At 70.1% G+C, this 23873-nt stretch carries 20 protein-coding genes and 1 pseudogene; 7 read left to right on the top strand and 14 right to left on the bottom strand.

From position 1 onward, the window contains the following. Position 1: 1 nt before the first annotated feature. From BLU81_RS04850 to BLU81_RS47590, 3 genes are all read right to left on the bottom strand, one after another. On the bottom strand, positions 2-3103 hold the full coding sequence (locus tag BLU81_RS04850; RefSeq protein WP_092541994.1) for an AfsR/SARP family transcriptional regulator: 3102 nt from the start codon (positions 3101-3103) through the stop codon (positions 2-4). 20 nt (positions 3104-3123) lie between these two features. Continuing rightward, positions 3124-3873 carry a hypothetical protein gene (locus BLU81_RS04845; RefSeq protein WP_157751247.1) on the bottom strand — a complete coding sequence of 250 codons (750 nt, stop codon included), beginning with the start codon at positions 3871-3873 and terminating at the stop codon, positions 3124-3126. 297 nt (positions 3874-4170) lie between these two features. Next, on the bottom strand, positions 4171-4341 hold the full coding sequence (locus tag BLU81_RS47590; protein ID WP_157751245.1) for a hypothetical protein: 171 nt from the start codon (positions 4339-4341) through the stop codon (positions 4171-4173). A 410-nt stretch (positions 4342-4751) separates the two neighbouring features. Here BLU81_RS47590 and BLU81_RS04840 point away from each other — a divergent pair, with 410 nt between their 5' ends. After that, complete coding sequence (locus tag BLU81_RS04840) at positions 4752-5495, top strand: SDR family NAD(P)-dependent oxidoreductase (protein ID WP_092541990.1); 744 nt, start codon at positions 4752-4754, stop codon at positions 5493-5495. Positions 5496-5535: 40 nt separating this feature from the next. On the opposite strand, the gene BLU81_RS04835 is transcribed toward BLU81_RS04840, so the two are convergent. Then, on the bottom strand, positions 5536-6156 hold the full coding sequence (locus BLU81_RS04835) for a M15 family metallopeptidase (RefSeq protein ID WP_157751243.1): 621 nt from the start codon (positions 6154-6156) through the stop codon (positions 5536-5538). Positions 6157-6331: 175 nt separating this feature from the next. Between BLU81_RS04835 and BLU81_RS04830 the strand changes: the two are divergent. Continuing rightward, positions 6332-6607 (top strand): annotated as a pseudogene (locus tag BLU81_RS04830) (sigma-70 family RNA polymerase sigma factor); the annotation flags it as partial. Here BLU81_RS04830 and BLU81_RS04825 read toward each other — a convergent pair. After that, positions 6596-7561, bottom strand: coding sequence for an NmrA/HSCARG family protein (locus BLU81_RS04825; RefSeq protein ID WP_092541986.1), 966 nt, complete (start codon positions 7559-7561; stop codon positions 6596-6598). The pseudogene BLU81_RS04830 and the gene BLU81_RS04825 sit on opposite strands and share 12 nt — an antisense overlap. Positions 7562-7648: 87 nt before the next feature. Here BLU81_RS04825 and BLU81_RS04820 point away from each other — a divergent pair, with 87 nt between their 5' ends. Next, the gene (locus BLU81_RS04820; RefSeq protein ID WP_092556602.1) at positions 7649-8155 is read left to right on the top strand and encodes a MarR family winged helix-turn-helix transcriptional regulator; all 507 of its coding nucleotides are present in this window, start codon (positions 7649-7651) and stop codon (positions 8153-8155) included. Positions 8156-8174: 19 nt separating this feature from the next. Here BLU81_RS04820 and BLU81_RS04815 read toward each other — a convergent pair whose 3' ends face one another. The 5 genes from BLU81_RS04815 to BLU81_RS04795 form a co-directional block, all read right to left on the bottom strand. Further along, the gene (locus BLU81_RS04815; RefSeq protein ID WP_092541984.1) at positions 8175-13052 is read right to left on the bottom strand and encodes a diguanylate cyclase; all 4878 of its coding nucleotides are present in this window, start codon (positions 13050-13052) and stop codon (positions 8175-8177) included. Positions 13053-13132: 80 nt separating this feature from the next. Next, a complete protein-coding gene (locus BLU81_RS04810) occupies positions 13133-13519 on the bottom strand; it encodes an MmcQ/YjbR family DNA-binding protein (protein WP_092541982.1) in 387 nt (128 codons plus the stop codon). Positions 13520-13750: 231 nt separating this feature from the next. Next, positions 13751-14179 carry a MarR family winged helix-turn-helix transcriptional regulator gene (locus tag BLU81_RS04805; protein ID WP_197686119.1) on the bottom strand — a complete coding sequence of 143 codons (429 nt, stop codon included), beginning with the start codon at positions 14177-14179 and terminating at the stop codon, positions 13751-13753. Positions 14180-14238: 59 nt separating this feature from the next. Further along, a complete protein-coding gene (locus tag BLU81_RS04800; RefSeq protein WP_092541978.1) occupies positions 14239-15300 on the bottom strand; it encodes an alkene reductase in 1062 nt (353 codons plus the stop codon). A 64-nt stretch (positions 15301-15364) separates the two neighbouring features. Then, positions 15365-16270: an NADP-dependent oxidoreductase gene (locus BLU81_RS04795; RefSeq protein ID WP_092556600.1), complete on the bottom strand. Its 906-nt coding sequence runs from the start codon at positions 16268-16270 to the stop codon at positions 15365-15367. A 200-nt stretch (positions 16271-16470) separates the two neighbouring features. Here BLU81_RS04795 and BLU81_RS04790 point away from each other — a divergent pair, with 200 nt between their 5' ends. From BLU81_RS04790 to BLU81_RS04780, 3 genes are all read left to right on the top strand, one after another. Continuing rightward, positions 16471-16980 carry an LURP-one-related/scramblase family protein gene (locus BLU81_RS04790; protein ID WP_092541976.1) on the top strand — a complete coding sequence of 170 codons (510 nt, stop codon included), beginning with the start codon at positions 16471-16473 and terminating at the stop codon, positions 16978-16980. Between the two features lie 294 nt (positions 16981-17274). Next, positions 17275-19563 (top strand): WD40 repeat domain-containing protein, encoded by a 2289-nt coding sequence (locus BLU81_RS04785; protein WP_157751241.1) that lies wholly within the window; start codon positions 17275-17277, stop codon positions 19561-19563. A gap of 16 nt (positions 19564-19579) precedes the next feature. Further along, entirely contained in the window at positions 19580-20422 is an 843-nt protein-coding gene (locus BLU81_RS04780) for a hypothetical protein (protein ID WP_157751239.1), read from the top strand. A 125-nt stretch (positions 20423-20547) separates the two neighbouring features. Here BLU81_RS04780 and BLU81_RS04775 read toward each other — a convergent pair whose 3' ends face one another. The 3 genes from BLU81_RS04775 to BLU81_RS04765 are packed head-to-tail and all read right to left on the bottom strand — an operon-like array spanning position 20548 to position 22839. Further along, entirely contained in the window at positions 20548-20955 is a 408-nt protein-coding gene (locus tag BLU81_RS04775) for an ASCH domain-containing protein (RefSeq protein WP_092556598.1), read from the bottom strand. 28 nt (positions 20956-20983) lie between these two features. Beyond that, positions 20984-21805, bottom strand: a complete 822-nt coding sequence (locus tag BLU81_RS04770) for a phosphotransferase (protein WP_197686118.1) — start codon at positions 21803-21805, stop codon at positions 20984-20986. Beyond that, the gene (locus BLU81_RS04765) at positions 21802-22839 is read right to left on the bottom strand and encodes an FUSC family protein (protein ID WP_092541970.1); all 1038 of its coding nucleotides are present in this window, start codon (positions 22837-22839) and stop codon (positions 21802-21804) included. The genes BLU81_RS04770 and BLU81_RS04765 overlap by 4 nt, the downstream gene beginning before the upstream one ends. Positions 22840-22887: 48 nt before the next feature. On the opposite strand from BLU81_RS04765, the gene BLU81_RS04760 reads away from it, so the two are divergent. Next, entirely contained in the window at positions 22888-23397 is a 510-nt protein-coding gene (locus tag BLU81_RS04760; RefSeq protein WP_092541968.1) for a MarR family winged helix-turn-helix transcriptional regulator, read from the top strand. Here the strand turns inward: BLU81_RS04760 and BLU81_RS04755 are convergent. Further along, complete coding sequence (locus tag BLU81_RS04755) at positions 23371-23745, bottom strand: hypothetical protein (RefSeq protein ID WP_157751237.1); 375 nt, start codon at positions 23743-23745, stop codon at positions 23371-23373. The two genes, BLU81_RS04760 and BLU81_RS04755, sit on opposite strands and share 27 nt — an antisense overlap. Between the last annotated feature and the right edge of the window lie 128 nt (positions 23746-23873).

The raw sequence follows: 23873 nt of genomic DNA, 5'->3' as shown, positions 1-23873 counted from the left end.
TTCACGGCCGGCGCGGAGCACCTTCCGCGCCGGCCACCAGTGCGTCCAGCAGGCGCGGGTCGGTACGCCAGCCGGACTCGCTCTGCAGTTTCCGCGCCTGCCAGGCCTGATCGGCGTCCCCGTGGACTTCGGCCAGCGCGGCCAGGGCGGCACCTTCCAGACCGCGGTACCCGCAGTCCCTGGCGTCGGCCAGCGCCTGATCCAGATCGGGCGGGGCCGGGCGGTCACCCGACACCGGCAGGCGCGCCTCGGCCAGCCCGAGCGCGATCGCGTGCGAGATGCCCAGCCAGCGGGTCTGGGCGTCGTTGGTCAGCCGGTACGCGGCCCGGTGGTATTCGACCGCCCGCACCGGCTCACCCAGCGCGTCGTACACCTCGGCCGTCTCGTGCAGGGCGACGCCCAGATCCCGGGCGTCCGGCGTGGTCGACATGGCGAGGGCCCGCTGCGCGAACGGCAGAGCCGCCGCCGCGTCACCCCGGCCCCGATGTACGGCCGACAGCGCGACGGTCGACGAGATCTTGCAGGCGACGTGGTTGATCTCGTCGCAGATCCGGACCGCTTCCTCGGCGTGACCGGCGGCCTCGTCGAACCGGCGCCGCATCAGGGCGAGTTCGGCCATGTTGTCCAGGATGATGGCCCGGCCGATCCGCGAGCCCTCCTGCTCGATCAACGCCATGGCCTGCCTGAACAGGTCCTCGGCCAGGTCCAGTTCGCCCTGGTCGACCCGGTAGGCGCCCATCAGCAGCAGGGTCCGGCCCTCCTGCAGACGGGACCCGATCTCCTGGTTGATCACCCGAGCGGCCTGCAGCTGGCGTACCGCGAGATCAGGGTTGCCCAGCTCGCCGTGCAGTGCCGCCATCGACCCGAGCGCAACCCCCTCACCCTCACGCCAGCGCGCCTTGCGGGCCAGTTCCACCGCGGCGCCGTAGCGGGCCACCCCGGCGGTGAAGTCGCACCGGGCGTCGGCGATCCGGGCCAGGGCGATCTCCGCGGCGGCCGAGGCCTGCACGTCCCCGGTGGCGGTGGCCGCGTGCGCCTCCGCCTCGGCGATCGACGACCAGGCGTCCAGGTCGACCCGGGTCCACAGGTATCCGGCGGTGGCGTCCGCAAGGCGGGTGGTCACCTCGGGTTCGACACCGGCCCGGCAGGCGGCGACCAGGTTGTCACGTTCCTCGGCGAACCAGGTCTGGGCGGCCTGCCGGTCGGTCTTCATGATCCGGCGTTGCATCGGCAGCCGCAGCGCCCCGGGCTGCAGCACCCGGTCCGCCACGTCCGACATGTCCCGGTAGAAGGCGTAGAGCCTGGTCAGTGCGGCAGCCCGGTCCCTCTCCCCGACCATCTCCGACCTGCCTCGCGCGTACTCCCGAATCAGATCGTGAAAAGCGAAACGCGCCGTCGCCGTACGCCGGACCAGGTGCGCGTCGACCAGCCGCAACAGATCGTCCTCGGCGGTGATCAGATCGACGTCGGCCAGAGCCGCGGCGACGTCCGCCGTGAAGTTCGGCCCCGGCACCAGGCCGAGCAGGATCAGCAGCCGTTGCTGGCTCTCGGTAAGACGCCGCAACGACAGATCAAAAGCGGCCACCACGGTACGGTCCGGGTCGCCGGCCGCTCGCAGCGCGCGCACCCAGATCCCGTCCCGGTAAGCGGCCAGGTAGTCGCCGATGCTGCGGGCCGGTTCCTCGGCGATGTTGGCCGCCGCGATGCACAGCGCCAGCGGAAGGTGCCCGCACCGCAGGGCCAGCTCCCGGACCGCGGCCGGTTCGGCCTCCGACCGGCGCGGCCCGACGATCCGGCGCACCAGCGACAACGCCTCGTTCTCGGCCAGCGCGTCGAGTTGCACCTGCTGCAGACCGTACCGGGCGGTCAGCCCGCCGAGCCGGCTACGGCTGGTGACGACGACCGCGTTGCCGTGCCCGCCGGGCATCAGCGGCGCCACCTGAGCCGCCGAACTCACGTTGTCCAGCACCATCAGCAGCCGCTTGCTGTACAGCATCGACCGCAGCAACGCGGACGCCTGCTCGACTGTCCCCGGCACCCGGTTCGCCTCCACGCCGAGCGACCACAGCAGCCGCCGTAGCGCGTCCGCGGTCCCGGTCGCCGGCTCGGCACTGAACCCGCGCAGGTCCGCGAAGATCTGCCCGTCCGGGAACTCCGGCGCGATCTGCTGGGACCACTCCACCACCAGCGACGTCTTGCCCACCCCGGCCGGGCCCACCACCGCGATCACCGGCACCGTCCGGGAACTCCGGCCGGCCGCCAGCGCCGCGGTCAGGGCGTCACTCTCCCGGATCCGCCCGGTGAAATGCACCGACCCCGGCGGAATCTCGGCCGGCCGCACCGACGTGGTGGCCACCGGCGGGGCCGGCCGGTCCAGCCCGGTGTCCTGCCGCAGCATCGACCGATGCAATTCGGTCAGCTCCGGCCCCGGCTCCACCGCCAACTCCTCGGCGAGCGTGGCCGCCGCCCGCCGATAGACCGCCAGCGCCTCGGTCTGCCGCCCCGAGCGATACAACGCCAGCATCAAGAGCGAGATGAGCCTTTCCCGGTACGGGTGACGGTCCACCAGTCCGGTCAGCTCCCCCACCAGCTCCTCGGCCCGGCCCTGTCGCAGATCCAGCTCGCGGAGCTGCTCCACGGCCAGCAGCCAGCGCTCCTCCAGCCGGGCCGCCTCGGCGGCGATCACCCGCGACTCACCGATGTCCGCGAACGCCGGCCCTCGCCGCAGCGCCACCGCGGCCGTCAGAGCGGCACGCTGCTCGTCCGGGCCGGTGGCCGCCTCCGCCGCGCGGCACGACTCCTCGAACTCCAGGACGTCCACCGCCAGCCCGCCGGCCTGGAACCGGTAGCCCGGGCGCCCGTTGCCGGTGATGACGTCCTTGCCGAGGACTCTGCGCAACCCGTACACATAAGTCCGTAGGTTGTTTCCGGCCGACGCCGGCGGCGGCGAACTCCACAGCGCCGCGATCAACTCCTCGGAGGGGATCTCCGCACCGGCCCCGCACAGCAGCAACCCGAGAAGCATGCGCTGCTTGAGCGGCCCCAGATTGACCGGTTGACCATCCACTTCGGCCGTGAGAACCCCGAACGCGTCCAGCCGCATCGGACCAACCTACGCCTGACTCACAACAGCGCGTCGACGACCTCGGCCGCCCGGTCCTCATGCTTGTCGTAGCCGTCCGGAACCCCCGACCGCTGCACCGCCTGCGCCGCCTCACCGAGATCCTTCGACTCCCAGTCGTCGATCTCGACCAGCTTCTCGTAGAAGGCGCCCGCGGCGTAACTCGGCGTCATCAGCTCCTTCACCGAACCCCAGCCCTGACTCGGGCGCTGCTGGAAGACACCGAGCGAGTCGAAGTTGTCGCCGCTGTCCTCGTGCGGCAGGCTCAGCGAGCCCGCGACGGTCGGGTTGGCCAGGTTACGCAGGCTGGACTCCTGCAGGCCGGTCATCATCGCGACCAGCATCGCCCGGCGGGGCAGTTTGCGCTTCTGGGCGACCCGCACGATCACCGCGGCGTTGTTCATCTGCGCCTGGCTGAGACCGGTCACCGGCTCCGGCGGTTGCGGTTTCGCCGGCGACTTGGTGACCTGGGCCGACTTCGTGGACGCGGCCTTCGACGACGCCGACGGCGCCGGCGATACTCGCACGCGGCCCCGGCTGGCGGCCTCCGGGACGATCTGCCGTTGCTGGACCGCGGCGTCGACCGTGACCGGTGCCGTACCCGGCAGCCCGGTCCCGCCGACGGCGATGACCCCGCCCACGGCGGCGCCGACCGCACTGACCGCCACCAGCAGCGCCACCGTGCGACCGGTCCGTTTGGCCCGGCGGCGGCCCTTACGGCGGCGGCGCGGCGCCCAGTCGGTCTGATACATGTCCGGTCCGGAGCCGGGCATCATCGGCGTTTCGTCCTCGCCCGTCTGGACGAACGCGACACGCTGCCGCGGAATCCCACCCTGCCGCCGATACTGCGCAGGGTCAGTCGAGTACTCCGTGTGGAGTGCCGGTGCCACGAAACCCGCCCCGCCCTTCCGTAACCACCTGGACTTCCACAGGGCATTACGGCGGCACCCCACCCGACGGTTCAAAATCCGAGCAGATTTCATTCCGGTACGGCGGGCCGGCACGTTCCCGCGGTCAGGTCAGCATGGCTGCCCGGCACGTTCTCACGGTCAGATCAGCATGGCTGCCGCCACGGCGGCCAGGCCGGTCAGCAGGCACAGGAGCAGGCCGGTCGCGGTCAGCCGGTGATGCCGGTCCGGGTCGGCGGCCACCGACTCCTGCAGAGCAAGCCAGGTGGTACCACCGAGCAGCGCGAGCGCGCCCACTGTCAGAACGAACATGTCCAGACCTCGATCGATCGATGTCGTCTCCACCGATGGTTGCCCACCCCGCACGACACCGGCACGGCGCCCGGTTGAACACCACACCAACGAACCCGGTTCTCCCGGTGTCTCCCGCCCGGTAATTCAACGCGAACACCTGGAGCGTCGCCCGGGCCGATTCTGTTGACCCACCTGATCGAGGTCAGCCATGGGTAGTTGCACCTGGCCACCACGCCGGAGGGCCTTGGTGATCCTGTGCCACTCGTTGAGGCCCGGCGAGGTCCAGACTGTCCGGTGATTCCGGTTCGCTCGTCGTTCGACCAGTCGCTGCGGGCGGCTGTCGGGGCGCGGTCAGAGACGACCCCGCTGGCGAACGCCGGGTCCGATTGTCGCCAGACGAGCGCGCGTGTGAAGACGACAGTGGGGACATGACAAACGATCTCGACGGCAAGGTGGCATTGGTGATCGGCGGGAGCCGGGGCATCGGCGCCGGTGTGGCGGCACGGTTGGCCGAGGACGGCGCTGACGTGGTGCTGACCTTCCAGCACCGCGACGACAAGGCCGCGGGCGTGATGAAGCAGATCGAGGGCTTCGGCCGCCGCGGCATGGCGCTGCAGGTGGATTGCGCCGCCCCGGAGGCGGTGACCACCGCGGTAGACCGTGCGGTCGCCCAGTTCGGGCGGTTGGACATTGTGGTCAACAACGCGGCGTGGTTCTTCGTCGGGCCGGTGGAGGATCTCGGGCTGGAGGAGTTCGATCGCATGATGGCGGTCAACGTGCGGGCGCCGTTCCTAGCGTCGAAGGCTGCGGCCAGGCACATGGGTGACGGTGGACGGATCATCACCATCGGAAGCAACATAGTGGAACGCACGGTGTTCCCGGGCTTCTCGCTGTATTCGATGAGCAAGACCGCCCTGGTAGGCCTGACGAAGGGGCTCAGCCGGGACCTCGGCCCGCGCGGTATCACCGTCAATCTGGTCAACCCCGGCCCGATCGGCACAGACCTGAACCCGGCTGACGGACCGGCCGCAGCCACGATCACCGGTTTCACCGCGCTCGGCCGCTATGGAACACCGGCCGAGATCGCGACGGCGGTCGCCTACCTCGCCGGCGACGGCGCCCGGTACATCACCGGCGCGGTGATCAACGTCGACGGCGGCTTCTCGGTCTGACGGCCGGGTCCTTTGATTCGCCGTACGGTTGCGGCCGCTGTCAGATCGGGGCCTCGAAATGCTGGTAGTCCTTGAGTGACGTCCAGTCCCCGCCCCAGGTGAAACCGCGCGTCGTGAATGCCCGCCAGACCCGGTCACCGTGCTTGATCATGCCCGGCCGGACGTTCGCACGGTTCGTGAACGTCTTGCCGGCCGGCGGTTGCACGACCGTGCCCTTGACGTACGGGTTCTCCAGCGTGTTGATGTCGATGGCCTTGCCGTACGAGTGCACCGAGAAGCCGCTCGTCGAGCCGGTTTTCGGCCGGCAGTTGAACGCCGAGGTGTTGTCGGCGGCCATCGACGCGTCATCATCGCCACCGAAACGATCCACCGGAAGCATCGTCCGGACCGGAAAACGCGTCGAGTACAGCACGCGGAACGCATCCACCACGCTGCGCGCCACCTTCTGGTGGACGATCAACTCGCCGCGGTGCCGGACCCCGTCGAAGCCCCAGTGTGTCAACTTCACCCGGCGCAGGTCCGAGATCGGCACCGGACAGCCCCGGTGCCACGAGACCCCGGTCATCGCGCGCGCGTCAGCGAGACCTATGGTCTTGATCGAGGCCCGGTAGCCGTCGTCGGCCGCGGCGGGTGCGACAACACCGATTACGACGCTGGTCACGGCCGCCATGATCGAGGTAAGCAGCAAGGAACGCACGTCCCGATACTGTCAGCCCCACCGGAGTCGGAGCCGTTTACGACTGCCGTGGCCTCGTCGTGAAGCTCTGACATCACCCGGCCGGGGTACCGGACTTGCGCATGGTATCCGGCAGTGGAGTGCGAGTCCCTCGTCCTCGCGTCTGGCGATCACCGGCGCCAACAACACGCTCAGCCACACCCTCGGGCGTGCGCCGACCGTCACCGACATCGCCACGTACCTGGAGATCAGCGAGGACGAGGTCATCGAAGGCCTCGAAGGTGCCCGCGCCTACAACTCCACCAGCCTGTCCACGCCGATCAGCGACGGCGGCACCGAGCTGGGCGAGACTCTCGGCGGCGAGGACACCGGCTTCGCCGAGGCGGAGACCCGGGTCGGTCATGCCCCGAAGGGTGCCCCGCGGTCAGAGGCCCAGAGCACGGAAGCGGTCCCGGTTGGCGACCGCCCAGTCGGCGAAGGGCTGGAGATCCGCGCCGAAGCGGCGTAGCAGGTCGAAGTCGACGCCGGCGACCAGGTCCTTCTCCGCGTTGATGAAGAACTGGAACATGTTCACTACTTCTTCGGCGTCGGGCATGCCGGACGCCAGAAGAGCGGCGGGGTCGAGCGGAACATATCGGACGGGCTCACCGAGCGCCGCGGCGATCCCTTCGGCGAACTGCTCTCCGGTGGTCAGATCGGAGGCGATCGGTACGGTCCGGCCGATCATCGGGTCGCCGGCTTTGAAGATCCCGTACGCGACGCGGCCGACGTTCTCGACGGTGCCGCTGACCACTTGGACCGCTCCGATCGGCAACGCCAGGACGACGGCGCCGTTCTCGGCGCGCCGGGGTGGGGTCAACGTCAACGGCATCTCGTAGTACATCGGCGCGTTGACGAAGGTCGTCGGCACCCCCGCGTCCCGGAAGAAGGCGTCCGCGTCCGCCTTGCCGTCGGCGTGCGGCACCGGGTAGCCGCCCTCCGGCCGGGAAGCGCCCGGCAGGTATCGCCGGGTGTCCTCGAGGGTGGACCAGATGACGTGCTGGAGCCCCGCCGCCGCGGCGGCGCCGGCCGCGTTGCGGACCTGCGCCCGTTCGCGTTCGGTACGGGTCGTCGCTTGCGAACCGGCATCCAGCGGCTCCCAGAAGTTCGTCACCACGAACGCACCGTGGGCACCGTCGAACGCACGCCGAAGGCCCGCCTCGTCGTCGAGATCGGCTTCGACGACCTCGACGCCCAGGTCGCCGAGTTCCTTCGCCTTCGCGCTGTTCTTGTCACGCGTCACTGCCCGTGCGGTGAATCCGCCGTCCGGATCGGCGGCGATCGCCCGCACCACGCTGCCGCCCTGCCGGCCGGTCGCTCCGAGAACTGTGATCACTCGTCTGTCGCTCATCCGTGAGCCCTTCGCTAGCTTGACGCGTCAAGCAACGGTAGGCCCGGCTAGCTTGATACGTCAAGCTAGCCGGTAGGATCAGTGACCATGGTGGAAGAACATTGGCTCGACGACAGCCAGCAGAAGGCCTGGCGCGCCTACCTGACGATGGTCCGCGAACTCGACCGCCATCTACGGCAGCATCTCCAGCGGGCGAGCGGCATGTCGGTGACCGAATTCGAACTGCTCGCCCGGCTGTCCGAGGCACCGGGACACCGCCTGCCGGTCGCCACCCTGGCCACCGTCACCGGATGGGAACCGAGCCGGCTCTCCCATCAACTCGCCCGGACCGGCAAACGCGGCCTGATCGACCGCGTGCCCTCGGACGAGGCGCGCTACCCCGACGCCGTCCTGACCGAGGAAGGACTCGCCGTCATCGCCCGGGCGGCACCCCAGCACGCGGCAGCCGTGCACGCCCTGTTCATCGAACCCCTCGGGCCGGACGGTCTCGACACTCTCGCGACGATCACCCGGACCGTCCTGAACGGCCTCGAAGCCCACCAGAGCGACGCCTGCTCACTGCACGCGCACGAGGAGTCACCCGAGACGGATTGACACCCGGCGAGGCCAGCTGTCAACTGGTGGCGACCCGGTTGCGGCCACCGCGCTTTGCCTGGTAGAGCGCCTCATCGGCGATTTTGATGAGGTGGTCGGGGTGGCTGTCGCTGGTCGGTGTCGTGGCGTTGACGCCGACGCTGATGGTGACGATGCCGCTATCCAAGAGGGCGTGCGGTTCGTGCAGGTCGGCCACCGTCCGGCGGACCCGTTCGGCCACCCGGACGGCATCGGCGAGTGCCGTGCCGGGCATGATGACGGCGAATTCCTCGCCGCCGTAGCGGGCGACCAGGTCGGTGTTGCGTACGGCGCCGGCGAGGGTGCCGGCGACACGCCGGAGGCATTCGTCGCCACCCTGGTGGCCGTAGTGGTCGTTGTACTTCTTGAAGTTGTCGATGTCGATCATGGCGAGCCCGATCGGCTCGCCAAGACGCAGCCCACGCTGCCACTCGGCGTCGAGTGTGTCGGTGAGTCGGCGCCGGTTGGCGAGGCCGGTCAGCGGGTCGGTGAGCGTCAGCAGTTCGAGCTGCCGGTTCATCTCGCCCAGCGCCTTGGTGCGCTCGATGACCTTGCGTTCCAATGAGGCGTAGGCGAGGGCGTTGTCCAGGGAGACGGTCAGTTGCCCGGCGATGAGTTGCACGGCGTCGAGCCGGCCCGCTGAGAAGGCCCGCCGGGTGAGCCGGTTCTCCAGCACCAGCATGGCGCGGGGGACGCCCTGGCTGAGTACCGGGACCACCAGCAGTGAGCAGTGGTCGAGGCCGGAGAAGTACGGATCCCGGGAGACACGGTCGTCCCGGGACGCGTCGTCCACCAGCATCGGTTCCTGGGTCCGCTCGGCGTATCGCAGTGCGGTCAACGGCAGCAGGCCGCGCCCGGCGGCGTCCGGCAGGGCCAGCGCCGGGCGGCCCGAGTCGGCATCGGCGGGCAGCACCCACATTGCGGTGACGTCGTCCCAGAGCACCATGTGCACGGCGGTGGCACCGGTCATCGCGCTGAGCACTTGCTCGACCCGCACCCTCAGCCGCGCCAGGTCGGTCTCCGAGCTCAGTGCCCGCGCCGCCTCCAGCACGGCGAGCAGGTCGATCACGTCAGCGGAGAGAGTGATGCTGCTCGTGATCCCCAGAGAGGCCCGGGCCGGTGCTTGCGGTACGACGATGTGGTCCTGTTGCAGGTGGCGGACCTTTCCGTGCGCGCCCCACTCGGCGTACCGCCGGCAAGCCTCGCTCAGCAGGTGCCGCCCGGTGTGATCGAGGCCGTGTGCCCGGAAGAAGTGGCCGGCTCGTTCGGCGATGAGCGCGGCGTGCCAGGGGCGACCGGCACCGGCGGAATCGTCGACGGCGCGATCGTAGGCTGCCGCGGCGGAGGCGAAGTCGCCGGCCAGCCGGGCGGTCTCCGCCTCGGCGAGGCGGCACAGGTGCCGGAAGTTGCCGGGCTGGTCGGCCGCGCGGGCGGCCAGGAACTCTCGGCTGAGCCTCAGATCCGCGAGCGCGGCGTCGCGGTCGGGGCCGGCGGCATCGCGGGCTCGGACGGCTGCGGCCAGCACGCCCAGCACGTGGACGACCGCCTGGCCGTAGGTCGCGGTGAGAAAGGGCGGCCGCCGCATCGATGCGGCGCTGTGGTGTATGAGCGCCGCCTCATCGCCGTACAGAGCCGCAGCCAATGCCCGGCAGGCGTGGTAAGCGACACACGCCATCGGGAAGGCGGCCCGGTTCTTCTCCAGGTAGGTGCCCTCGTCGAATGTGGCGTCCGTGAAACTGTCCTGTCGTGCGGTCTCCCCACGCAGGGCTCGCCCCAGCTGGCGGTACGAGATGAGGTTCGCGGCCGCGTGCTGGTTGCCGATCCGGTCGCACAGGGCCAGGGCGGCCTCTACCTCGGCGCTGAACGTGTCCAGGGCGGGAGCACAGTCGAGCAGGTAGGCGGTGGACACGAGGTAGGTCGATGAGGCGTTCTGCAGGTCCCCACCGCGCAGCAGCCCGTCGCGGGCCGCGTGGGCCAGCCGCACCCCTTCCTCGAGCGGCTCGAACCAGGCAATCGTGGCGACCGCGTGCCGGAACTTGGCCTGCGCCGTGGCCGGCTCGTACCCGCGCGCCTCGCTGACCGCGAGCACCCGGCGGACTGCCTCGTACCCGGAGCGGTAGTCGCCGCACAGCGGGATGGTGACGAGCCCGGCGTGGCTGAGCGGGCCGACCAGCGCAGCCGCCGGGCCGTGCTCCGCCCACATGATCGCGGTCCATGACACCAGCCAGGCCATGGTGGGGTGATCGCAGACGAAGGCGGGCGGGAGCAGGCGGTCGATCACGCCGGCCACAGCGACCAGTCGCGAGTCGGTGACCTCGGGCCGGCGTAGGTCCTCCGCTGCGCTGCCACCGGCCAGCCACGCGTACACCGCCTCCAGGCCGGCGCGGGCGGTTGTTTCCATCTCGGCCGGTGCCGGCACCGGCATGCCGAGGCGGCCGAGCATTGCCAAGCCGAACCGGAGTGCCTCCGGCATCATGTTGCGGTTGGCGAGGCTGACGATCTGCTCGCAGGCCGTGGCGGCGTGCTGTACCGGGTCGGAGCCGGCCGCCTCCAGAACCTCGTACACCACGTCGGCCTCGGCGAAGCGGCCCAGGTTGCACAGTGCGGCGTGCCGCTCGGCCTGAATCGGTCGGTAGTCGTCATCAGCCGGGTCGAGAAGGCCCAGCGCCCCGGCCAGGAACGTCTCCGCGGCGGCGTGGTTGGCGACCAGTCTGACCGCGGCCGCCGCGCCGCGGAGCACCGACGCTGCCCGCCGACGTTCGCCGGGGTCGATCACCTCGTCCAGCGTGGACAGGTACTGCCGGGCCGCGGCGTGCGCGTGTTCGGGCACGGTGGCGAGCCGGCGAGCGACGGCCAGTCCCAGCCTGGAACGTACGGCCGCGTTCATCCGGCCGTACGCGGCCTGCTGCACACGGTCGTGCCGGAAGCTCGCTGCCGGTATGCCCTCCCGGTTCACCGTGACCAGGCCGTCCTCGGCCGCGGGCCGCAGCCCGGCCGCGACCGCCTCAGCGGTCAGGCCGGACGCCGCCCTCAGCAACTCCAGGTCGACTTCCCCGCCCAGGCAGGCCATCACCTCAAGGATCTCTCGGGTGGCCGCTGGCAGCGCCTCGATCCGTGCGCCGAGCAGATCGACCACGTCACCACGGCCGACGAACCTGCGTAGCGTCATGGGGTCCCATCGCCACCGGTCGCCGTCGGGCACCAGTGCGCCCTCCCGGCGCAGTGCGTTGACCAACTCCACCGTGTCGAACGGGTTCCCGCCGGTGCGCGCGCCGAGCAGTTCCGCCAGCGGCTGCACCTCCCGGTCGGGCAGCCGCAGCATCTCGGCCAGCAGCGCACCCATATCGTCCGGGGAGAGATTGTCCAGACGCAACTCCCCGGTGGCTGCGCCACCGATGCGGCGCAGCCGGGCCAGGATCGCGGTGAGCGGGTGCGCTTCGTCCACCTCGGCCTCGCGGAACGCACCCAAGACCAACAATCCTGGCAGCTCCGGCTCGTCCAGGACCGCGTCCAAGAAGCCGTACGCGGTCGGGCCGGCCCACTGCAGGTCGTCGAGGAAGAAGACAATCGGGTGGGTGCCGCTCGCGATCGTACGCAGCAAGCCCAGGCCGATCTGGAGGATACGGGCTCCGATCAGGCGCGGATCCTCGGCTTTCTCATCGGGCGTCACGCCGAGCAGCGCCGCGAACGGTGGCATGACAGCGGCCGCGAGGCTCGCATTCGGGCCCAGCACCTCCAACAGACGCCCACGCAGCCGGGCCACCTCCTCGTCCGGCTCCGTCAGCAGCTGGGAGCCCAGTGCGCAGAACGCCTGCCCGACGGCGTCCGCGCCGAGGTCTCGCCGGTACTGGTCGAACTTGCCGGTGACGAACCGGCCACCGGACACCGTCACGGCAGGTCGCAGCCGGTCGACGAGCGCGGTCTTACCGGCCCCGGGCGGGCCGGTTACCAGGACGACGCCGTGGCTACCGGCGGTTGCGCCAGCGAACTTCCCGTTCAGTGTCGCAAGGGCCTCGTCCCGGCCGATCAGTCGACTCGGTGGGGCAAGTCGCATCGGAAAATCCCGCTCGCCGAGGGGGAATCCCGTGTCGCCGCCGCAGAGCCGCGCCAGGTCGTAGGCGAGCCCCTCGCCGCTCTGGTAACGCTGCTCCGGTTCCTTACACAGAAGCCGCATCGTGATGTCGGACAGCAGACGGGGGAGCGCCGGGTTCAGCTCGGCCGGCGGTACTGGCATCAGGGCCAGGTGGTAGTGGACCAGCTGAAGCGGGTCCCCGTCCCGGCCGAACGGCGGATTCCCGGTCTCCAGTTCGTACAGGGTGGCACCCAGGGCGTACAGGTCGGCGCGGTTGTCGACCGGACGGCCGGTACGGCCGGTCTGCTCGGGGGCCAGGTAGGGCAATGTGCCAGCAAGGCCTTCCTCCCGGGCCGGGGTGAAGCGGTCCTCGGTGAGCGAGGTGGCCAGTTCGAAGTCGATCAGGACGGGCCGCCGGTCCACCATCGCAACACCGTCGACCAGCGGCACCAGGATGTTGCCCGGACTGACATCGCGGTGTACGACACCGCGACGATGGATGGCCGCCAGCAGAGTGGCCAGTCCACCGGCCAGCTTCAACAGCGGCCCGGCCTTCCACGGCGACGGCAACGAGGCCAGCGAACGCGACGGGACGTCGACGAAGGCGACGATGCCGGGCGTGGGGTCGTCGGCGAGTTCCGGAATCCCCTCGACTCCCGCGAGCCGGCGCAGCATGAACAACTCGTTGCGCAGCCGACTACCCGCGCTCGGCCCGAGTGGCCGCTTACGCACGACGGGGCGGGAACCATCGGCGGGACGCACCCGGACCACACGGGTGCGCTCGCTCTCGTAGAGGACGTCTTCCACGCCACCAGAGCTCACCAAACCCTGTTCGGCAAGGAAGGCCGTGTCGCTGAGGAACCGGGAGGCCTTCCGCGCTCACCAGGTCACCGCGAGCCGGCGCCAAAGGTGGCCGGGTCGACGGGCTGCTCGACCTTGGGCAGGCGGGAGACGACGAGCAGGTAGGAGTCGGTGACGAGTTCCCTGACGAGTTCCTTGTCGATGCCTGACCCGCCTTCCAGCGTGATCCAATGTCTCTTGTTCATGTGGTAGCCGGGTGTGATGTGGCGGTTGTGCTCCCGGAGAGCCTGGGCGTCGCCGGGATCAGCCTTGAGGATCACGACGGGCCGCCCGGGGACTTCGGTCATCAGCACGAAAATCTTGCCGCGTACCGTGAAGACCTCCCAGTCCGGGCCGAAGGGATGCTCCAGATGGGCTCCGGGAAGTTCCTCCGCGCACTCGGCGGCGTACGTCTGCATGATCGATCCGTGCATGAGTGTGTCCCTCCTCGAGTGGTGCCGAGCAAAACTGCCGGTAGCGACCGGTGACGGCTCCCACGGTGCGGGCGACGGCGGACGGGACGGCCCGCACCTCGATCTTCTCTCCGGCCCGTCTGCCGATCGCATCGGCCACCTCTCGCATGTTGACCGGACGGTCCCGGCCGATGTCGACCCGTCTCGACCGGGTCCGTCAGGTCATGCGAGGGGTTCGGTGGGTAGCGGGAGTCACCTGGGTTGTTCCGGCAGTGCGCGGCCGCCGATCGCTTCGGTGATGGCGTACGCGGTCTCGATGAAGGACTCCGTCTGCTGCTGTGACAGATTCTGGGCGGAGGTCTCCTCCAGGGCCTTCCACAGGGCTGCGATTGGCTCGCGCATGGCCCGGCCCTTGTCGGTGAGGCGGACGACCAGGACGCGCCGGTCGTGGGCGGCCGGTTCGCGGACGAGTAGTCCGGCTTCCTGCATGCGGCGTAGCGCCTTGGAGACGGTGGAGTGGTCCAGGCCGACGCTGTCGAGTAGTTCGGACTGGGTTTGACCGTCTCGGTCGAGCAGGTGCATGAGCAGCAGTTCCTGTCCGGGGTGCAGGTCCATCTCGCGGAGCAGGGCGGCGGCGTAGGCGCGGTGGGCGCGGGCGAGTTGGAAGATCGCGTAACTCACCGGTCCTGCGCCTGCTGTCGTGGGGATGCGGGGTTCGGGAAGGGCCACGGTTCGTTTCCTCAGGCGGTGTGGGTGGGGTAATCGGTGTAGCCGGCCGCTCCGCCGCCGTAGAAGCTCGCCGGGTCGGGGGTGTTCAGCGGTGCGCCGGTGCGGAGCCTTTCCACCAGGTCCGGGTTGGCGAGCGCGAGAGCCCCGACGGAGACGAGATCGGCGGTGCCGTTGTCGATGTCCTTGGCACGGACGGGCAGGTCGGTGCCGCCCCGGTTGAGGATCAGCGTGCTCGGCCACAACGCGCGCAGGGTGCCGAGCAGTTCCTCGTCGCCCACGTGCATGACGTGCAGGTAGGCCAGGCCGAGCGGGCTGAGGGCGTTCACGAGCGCCGGGTACAGCTCGGCGGTGTCGGACTCGGCGATGTCGTTGTAGGGGTTGCCGGGAGAGATACGGATCCCGGTGCGCTCCGCGCCGATCTCGCCGGCCACGGCGGTGGCGGCCTCGACGGCGAAGCGGATGCGACCCTCGATCGAGCCGCCGTACTCGTCGGTGCGCTGGTTGGTGTTGCCGGACAGGAACTGGTGCACCAGGTAGCCGTTGGCGCCGTGGATCTCCACACCGTCGGCGCCGGCCGCGACGGCGGCGGCCGCGGCGCGGCGGAAGTCGTCGACGGTAGCCGTGACCTCCCGCGTCGACAGCGCGCGGGGCGTCGGCATCTCCTGCGGCCCGGACGCGGTGAACATCACGCCTGCGGGCCGGACCGCTGACGGTGCGACCGGCTGGCGCCCGTGCGGGGTGTTGTCGGGGTGCGCGATACGGCCGGTGTGCATCAGCTGGATGACGATCCGGCCGTCGGCCGCGTGCACGGCGTCGGTGACCTTGCGCCATCCGGCGATCTGGGCGTCGTCGTGGATGCCGGGGGTGAGCAGGTAGCCCTGGCCGTCGGCGGACGGCTGGGTCCCTTCGGTGATGATGAGGGCGTGCGAGGCCCGCTGGGCGTAGTACTCGGCGTTCAGCTCGGTCGGTACGCCTTCGGGTGTCGAGCGGTCACGGGTCATCGGGGCCATGACCAGACGGTGCGGCAGAGAAATGCCACCGAGAGCGGTCGGCGTCCATAGGGAATCCAGCATGAGGGGGGTCCTTTCATCGGGCGGTGACCGGCCGGCCACCGCACTGAAGTAGTGGCGGGCGTGCTCAGTCGACGGTCAGGACGAGCTTGCCCCGCACGTGCCCGGCGTCGCTGACCCGCTGGGCGGTGGCCGCCTGATCGAGCGGGTAGGCGGTGACGGTAGTGACGAGCTTGCCGGCCGCGGCGGCCTGCGCCACAGCGGCCAGGCGGACGGTCGAGCGTTGCGGCGATCCCTGGGAGAAGGTGATGCCCAGCTGCCGGGCCCCGAAGTCGGCGATGGTGACGATGCGCTCGGTCCCGCCGCGCAGGGTGATGGAGTCTTCGAGGGCTCCCTTCCCGGCGAGGTCGAACACCGCGTCCACCCCATCGGGCGCGAGCGCGCGAACCCGTTCGACCAGGCCCTCCCCGTAAAGGGTCGCGGTGGCGCCGAGCGAGGTGAGGTATTCCTGGTTGGCGGGCCCAGCGGTGGCGATCACGCGTGCTCCGCGGGCCGCGGCGAGTTGGATCGCGAGGGTTCCGACCGCTCCGGACGCGCCGTGCATCAGCACGGTCTCACCGGCGGCCACCCCCAGCAGGTTCAGGACGCGCTCGGCCGTCTCGCTGGCGACCGGAAGCGCGGCCGCGTGTTGCCAGTCGAGGTCGGCGGGCTTGGGGGCCACGGCGGTGGCCAGCGCGTACTCGGCGTACGAACCGGTGTCCGACCAGCCCAGCACCTCGTCGCCGACCCGCACCTCGGTCACCCCCGCACCCAGGGCGTCCACCACGCCGGCGACCTCACCACCGGGGACGGCGGGGAAGACCGTCTGACGGACGGCCGCCATCAACCCGGCGCGGACCTTGCCGTCCACCGCGTTCAGCCCGGCGGCCTTCACCCGGACCCGGACCTGGCCGGGGCCAGGCTGCGGGACCTCGACATCCATCTCGTGCAGCTCGTCCGGGCCACCGAACTGATCGAAAACGATTGCCTTCATGACGACTCCGTTCCGTACGGCCACCCCAAGTGTGGCTGGCCACCTAATCACCGTAGCAGGAAATCATGTGGCTAGCCAAACATTACGGAAGTGGCTGATGGAAGCCGCGATCCAGCTCTCGCTGGGGACGCAGCGGAATCGGGTGGAGTGGCGACCGGGTCGGATCAGCGCGCGCCTCGGCGGAGGTCGATACTTGACGCATGTATGTGATCAGGGAACGGTTCTTCGCCATCGGTGACGACTTCGACGTGCTGGACGAACACGGGACGAAGGTCTATCACGTGGACGGCAAAGTGCTCAGCGTGCGGGACAAGGTGATCATCGAGGATCCGGACGGTACGGAGGTCGCCACCGTGCACCGGCATCTGATCGCGTTGCGGCCCACCTACGAGATCCGGATCGGTGGGGAGAAGGCGGCCGAGGTTCGCAAGAACCTGTTCACCCCGTTCCGGGACAAGTTCACCATCGACGTGCCGGGACCGGATGACCTGGAGATGAAAGGTGACCTGCTCGACCACGAGTATGTGATCGAGCAGGGTGGCACCGAGGTCGCGTCGGTGTCGAAGCGCTGGCTGTCGATCCGGGACACCTATGCCGTCAAGGTCGCCGCCGGGGTCGAACCGCTGCTGATCATCGGCAGTGTGATCGCCCTGGACCTGGCGCTGGAACGCGCCGAGAAGAAGAAGGACGACAACAAGGACGAGGACTAGCCGCCTGGAACTCCTGGCACCCGGTTCACCACCCTCGCCCTGATCACGAGGGGCGGCTGCCGTACGCCGACCGTCATCGGCCCTGAAGACTCGCCCAGCGGCGATCGCACCTCGACGCACTCGGGGCAGGATCTGCTCACCCGCGGTATCGAAGCCTTCGACGGACCCGGACACCGCCGCCACCCATAATGCGCCAATCACTGGAAAGGCGCCGTGTCAAGGACAGGGTCTGGAACGCGACACCACCGAACGCGGGGGTTCGAATCATGGCCGGTCGTCGATATCATCGCTCACTTGGAGTCGACAGAGGGCGACCTGCCCGGCGAACGTCACAGGTCGCGTTTCCCGATGATCGCCATGACAGTCGTCGCCCTGGTGACAGCGGCAGCGGGCATGGCGACCTCCGCACACCTGTACCGGCAGCGCGGCGCGGCCGATCGGACAGCCACGTCGCGGCAGCTTGCCGCCTTGGCGGTCAACCTCGCGGCCAACCGACCGCGGGAGTCCATGCTGCTCGCCGCGGCTGCGTGGCGGGCCGCACCGACCGTCGAGGCGCGCGGGGCCCTGCTCAGCACCCAGGCACAGCAGTTCGTCGGCGCGATGGACGGGCCGGGGCCGCTGCGCGACGTCGCCATCAATCCGACCGGCGACCAGATCGCCGCGGCTGTCTCCGACGGCACTGTCAGCGTCTGGGATCTGCGGACCCGCCGCCCGGCCTTCCCTCCGCTGCACGGGCACTTGGAGCAGGTCAACGCGGTGGCGTACTCCCCCGATGGCCGGTTGATCGCCTCGGCGAGCCATGACGAGTCGATCCGGGTGTGGGACGCGCGGACCGGCGCACCGGTCGGCAAGCCCCTGGGTGAGCCGCTCACCCAGGGGTTCGCCCAGGATCTGGGGATCCAGATGGAATTGGGGCTACGCCACGGCGCGACCCTTGACGTGGCGTTCAGCCCGGACAGCACCATGGTGGCCGGGGCGCAGCAGAACGGCGACGTCGTGCTGTGGAACGTGCGGACCGGCGCGGAGGTCGGTAGCCTCTCCGTGCCGGGACTGTTACCGACGGGTCAGGAAGCGTTCCACACTGTCGCGTTCAACCGGGCCGGCACGGTCCTGGCGACCGGCGGCGGGGACAACGCGGTCCGGCTTTGGCGGGTGTCCGACCGGCGGCAGATCGGCGGTCCGCTGACCGGGCATCGGGGGCCGGTCCGGACGGTCGAGTTCAGCCCGGACGGCACGCGGCTGGCGAGCGCCGGCGACGACGAGAAGGCGCTGCTCTGGGACACCCGGACCCGGCGGGTCATCGGATCCCCGATGGTCACCTACGGCGGCGACGCGACCACCGATGTCGAATTCAGCCCCGACGGGAAATACCTGGCCGGGTCCACCCAGGAGAAGAAGATCTACCTCTGGGACGTCGGCACCCAGCAGGTGATGGCACCACCGCTGGCCGGGCACCGGGACGTGGCGATGGGCATCGCCTACGCGGCACGCGGTGACCTGGTCGTCAGTGCCGCCCTCGACGGCGGCATCATGCTGTGGGAGCCGGTGCGGACAATCTCGCCGGACACTCAGCCGGTCTTCGGCATGGCGATGCAACCCCACGGCACGCTGCTCGCGACGGCCGGGGCGAGCGCGGCGGTCAACCTGTTCGACGTGGCCGCCCGAAAGACCGCGGGCGCGGCACTGACCGGCCATCGGGGTGCCGTGTACGCGGTGGCGTTCAGCCCGGACGGCACGCTGCTGGCCAGCGGCGGGCAGGACGGGACGGTCCGCATCTGGGATGTCGCGGGTCGCCGCCAGCGGGGTCCTGACCTGGTCGGGCACCGCGGTCCGGTCCGGACGGTGGCCTTCCGCCCGGACGGCGCCCAGCTGGTGTCGGGAGGCGACGACGGGACCATCCGGGTCTGGGAGACGGCCTCCGGCGCCGCCGTCAACGAGCCGATCTTCACCGGCGGTGACCAGTACCATGAGGCAGCGCCGACCGTGACCCGGGCCAGGTTCAGCGCCGACGGCCAGACCGTGGTCACCGCCGCCTACGACACACCCGCCGACGAGGGTGTCCAGTTCTGGAACATGCGCACCTTCGAGGCGGTCCGCAAACCGCTCCGGGACTACCGTGGCGCGATCTTCGACATCGCGGTGAGCCCCGACGGCGGCGAGTTGGTGACGGTCGGGCGGGACCAGATGGTCCGCCGGTGGGACATGGCAGCCCGGACATCGGTCGGTCCGGCGCTGGGTGGCCATACCGACACGATCCTCGCGGCCGTGTACCGCAAGGACGGTCGCACGCTGGTGACCTCCGGGTTGGACACGACGATGCGGATCTGGTCGCTGGGTGACCCGGGCGACGTCCCGGTGACGATCACTGGGATGCACGGCTGGGCGAGCGCGGTCGCGGTGAGCGACGATGGGAAATGGATCGCGACGGCCGTCGGCGGTCAGCCGCGCGGTTGGCGCCTGTACCTGTGGGACACCGACGAGGCGGCCGTGCTCGACCGGCTGTGCCGCACGATCCGCACCGACTTCACCGAGGACGAGACCCGGCAGTATCTCGATGCCGTCGATTTCGCGAGAGTCTGTTGAGCGGGAAGAGGGTCTGTTGAGCAAGAAGCAGAAACCCAGGAGCGGGACGCCGAAAACCGTGTCGGCGGCTGCTTCCCCGGCCACCCCGGCTGCTTCAGCCACCCCGGGGACTCCGGCTGTCTCGGCCTCCCGAACGGCACGCCTGGCCGCGTGGTGGCGGTCCACGACGCTGGCCAACCGGATCGCGATCGCCGTACCGCTGGCCACCACCGCCATCGCCGGCGTCATCAGCGTCGTCGTGGCGGTCGTGCCGGCGCTGACCAGTGACGACGACATCCTCGGCTTGGTCGACGTCGCCGTCCACGACCTCGAACCGGGCACCAACACCGCGGACGTGGATGTGAAGGTCCGGTCCAAGGGCGACGAGGTCGGCTATATCAAGGGCGTCGAGATCGAGATCCTCGACTCGCGCCGGATCGACGGGTGCACCGCCCCGATGCCAGTACCGGTGACCGCGACCTACGACATCGCCCTGCCCGCCGAGCCGGAGGACCTGCCGTACACCCGCCGGTTCGCACTCGACCACGAGGTCGCACCGGGCAAAGTCGACCGATTCGTTCTACGGCTGGGCACCGAGGGCGCTGGCCCGAACATCGTCGGCGCGACCGTGTACCGGTTTCGGCTGATCATCCCGTACAACGAGGGCTCGGCCAGCCGGATGGAAAGCGAGCCGCTGCTGGCCTTCGTCAAGTACCCGTACGAGAACTCGCTCGGCTCCCCTGGGGGCGCGACCGAGTGCGTGAAGCGCAACGCGCGGGATCTCGCCGACATGGCGGCGACCGACGGGGTACGCAGCGCCGCGTTCGACACATTCGTGACGGAATATGTCACCGCCGCCGCTAAGCCGGCTACGCAGTGAACTGCGCAAACTCCGGCTGGGCTAGGTCCTGGCGGTCTCCTTGTGCCGGCCGACGCGGGTAAGACCCGCTGTCGCGCCGACCGGCTGGCCGCCGATCTGCCCGCCCCAGCGAGCTCCAGCCATGGTCACGAATGGCGGCTGCCGTACTGGACGAGCCGGAATCGTTTCGTCACGACCGGGGTGTCGTCGCCGACGGTGAACGTGGGGTCGGCCAGTTCGCCGCGGACCTCGGCGGTGTTCCAGAACTCCTCGTGACCGGCCCGCCACTGCGCCACGGTCTCGTCGCCCTCGCCCTCGTCGATCGCGTGCCGCAGGTCGACGTCGGCGAGCCGGAGCACCCGCACCTCGGTCAGTTCGATCGTCGCCACCGGCTGCTCGGCCGAGTCGATCACGGTGAGCCGTTGACCCGCTTCGGGCAGCGGCTCACCGTCCACCTCGTACCCCGCAAGCAGTCCGGTGGTTGTCGTCTTGGCACCGGACAGCACCGCGGCCACCAACTTGTCCCGCAGCGGCCCCGGGAAGGCGAACTCCATCCGGGCCGGTTCGTCAGTCGTCACGGTCTCACGGTAACTCAGCGATCATCCGATGCCCCTGGGCCTCGAACACCTCGTCGCCCACCGCGTAGGCCCAGCAGGCGGTGCCGATCGCCTCCCGGACGCGGGTGTGGTACCAAGCTTGCGGCTCGCGCGGGTCGGACCCGTACCCGCGCAGGAAAGCCTCTTCGAGGTCGGGGCGGGCACGGAAATCCTGCACGGCCAGCCGGATGAAATCGGTCCAGGTGGGACGCAGCGCGGCCCGGCCGAAGTCGATGATGCTGACGACACCGTCGTGGACGAGCCAGTTGCGCGGCTGCCAGTCGCCGTGGGTGGGCACCAGTGTCACCGGCGGGGCCGGCCAGCCGCTGATCTCGGCTCGGAGCCGCCGGACCGTCGCGGGGTCGATGCGGTGCGGGCCGTCGAGCAGGCGCAGCGACTTCTCGTTCTCACGCCGTTCGTGGCCGTCGTCGGCGACTGCGGTCTGCCCGTGGAACCGGGCCAGCAACTCGCCGGCCTGCCGGAACGTCTCCGGATCGCCGACGTGTGGCGTGTCCAGCACCAGCCGGCCCGGCAGATAGGTGGTGGCCAGCAGTTTCGCCTCGCTGTCGCCGTGCAGCAGCGTCGGCGCCCGGCCGAGACCGGTCCACGGTCGCAGCCAGTGCCGGTGGGCGTGCAGTTCCCGGGCGATGTGATGGTCGCTGTCGCCGCCGGCTTTCACGATCAATTGCCTGCTGTCGTACGCCAACTCGAGCACCGTGGTCTGCACCAGACCCCAGCTGTGGTCCCGGACGATCTCCGCTCCGGGGAACCACTCGTCCAACAGTTCCCGCTGGCGACTCTCGATCACCCGACCAGCCTAATCCGGAGACGGTGCACGGCGAGAATCAGAGTCACCGCGACCACGACGCCGATCGTTGTCTCCAGGGCCCGGTCGGCCATCAGGGTGAGCAGCCGCTGCGGGCTGCCCGGGTGGGCCAGTCCGATCGTCACCGGGGTGATGCACAGCAGTGCGAGGGAGTAGTTGCGGGCGATCAGGAGTTCCGCGCCGAACAACAGGACCGCCGTCAGCACCGCGATCTCCAGCGGGCCGGGAGTGTGCAGGAACAGCACTCCGGCGACCAGGACACCGAGCAGCGTGCCGACGAGACGGTGGCCGGCGCGCACGATCTGGCCGGTGGTGGCGGTGCCGACGACCGGCACCACGGCGGCGACCATCGCCCACGCCGGGTGCTGAAGGCCAGCCGCCAGTGCCAGCACGCCGGCGATTCCCGCACCGGCGAAACAGATCGCGGCGTGCAGGGCGGTCAACCGGGCGGCGGGCCGCGGCGGTGCCGGTGACGGTGCCGGGTTCGCACGATGGCGGGCGATCCTCGTACGCAAGCTGTCGCCTGACGCCGTGACCGATAGCGCCCACGCCAAGCCAGCGGTGGAGAAACCGGCGGCGGCCGGAAGGTCACCGAAGGTGGCCGGGATCGCGGTCGCCGCGCCGAAGACGAACACCGGGAAGAGCGCGCCGGGTGGGCTCCAGCGGCCGGTGTCGGCGAGGACCGTGGCGACGCCCGCGACCACGGCGGTGGCCCCGACCAGGACGACGCCGGGCACGGCCGCGGCGACCAGCACGGTCGCGACGATCACGAGGAGGAGCAGGAACAGACCAGCGATCGCCTGTACGCGGAACCGCCGGCGTGGCGAGTCGGAGCGGGCGTACGCCGCGGTCACGGTGCCGAGCAAGGCCCAGCCGCCCCACTCGGGGTGGCCGGTCAGGGTGAGCAGGACCATCGGGACCAGGGCGGCGATGCCCATCCGCAAGGCCGGGCGGTGTGCTCCGGCATGCGGGGCGACGTGCCACATCTGCCGCAGAGCCGTCGCCGTCGCCGTCATCGCCCACTCCCGTCGCCATCTGATTAACCAGTTAACTATCATGGTGGCATGCGTGACGAGGTGGACCGGATCCAGCAACAGTGGCGTCTCTCACGGCCTGATCTCGACGTCGGCCCGGCCGGGGTGTTTTTGCGGATCATGCGGATCTCCCGGCTCGTGCACCAGCACGCCGACGCGGCGCTGGCCGAGCACGGCGTCGACCGGGCCGGGTTCGAGGTGCTGTCGGTGATCGTGCGGGCCGGGCGGCCGGTTCCGCCCGCTCAGATCGCCGACGACCTGCACCTGACCCGAGCCGGCATCACCAAACGGGTGCGCCAGATCGAGGCGGCCGGCCTGATCGTCCGGTACCCGCACGGGCAGGACGGCCGCAGCGTGATGCTCGACGTGACCGAGCGGGGCCGGGCCGTCGTCGCCCCCGCCCTGGAGGCGATCCAGCGGCTGGAGTCGTCGTGGCTGGCGGAGTTGCCGGCCGAGGACCAGGCCGTGCTGGAGCCGGCGTTACGGCGATTGCTGGCGACTCTTCAGTCGAGTTCAGTCGATGTAGGCGGGACTGGGTAGGGTGCGGTCCGGCAGGTGACGGAAGGTCGCGGTGACGGTTGGTCTGAGATGACCCCAGAAACCGTCCCTCAGCCTCGCGGCCCGCGCCTCGGCATCGGTGTCGGCCTCGTCGAACCGGTAACCCCCCTCCGGGCAGAACGGGGTGACCGCCTGATACTCCAGGTCGATCGGATTGGGCCAGCTCTTCACGGTCAGCGTCACCGGGCCGCCCGGTAGCTCCAGCCGAAGCCGGTTGAGCAACACGTCGCGGTACTGCGGCGACCCGATCATCGCCCGGACCAGCGGAAAAGGCTGATCGAGGCGCACGTCGACCTCGTCGAGACGGCGTCGACGTCGCGGATCAGCCACACCGTGCCGTGATAGCGGTGGCCGCGACGACCTCGGCGGACAGCTCGCCAAGCTCCAGCGACATGCCGCGATCCTGGCAACCGATCCGAAACGATCACGCACCGGGTCTGCGATCACCGCTTCCCGGG

The sequence above is a fragment of the Actinoplanes derwentensis genome, assembly GCF_900104725.1.
Classification (GTDB): domain Bacteria; phylum Actinomycetota; class Actinomycetes; order Mycobacteriales; family Micromonosporaceae; genus Actinoplanes; species Actinoplanes derwentensis.
Note: the sequence above shows the minus strand (reverse complement) of the source record. Positions and strands in the feature narration are given on the sequence as shown.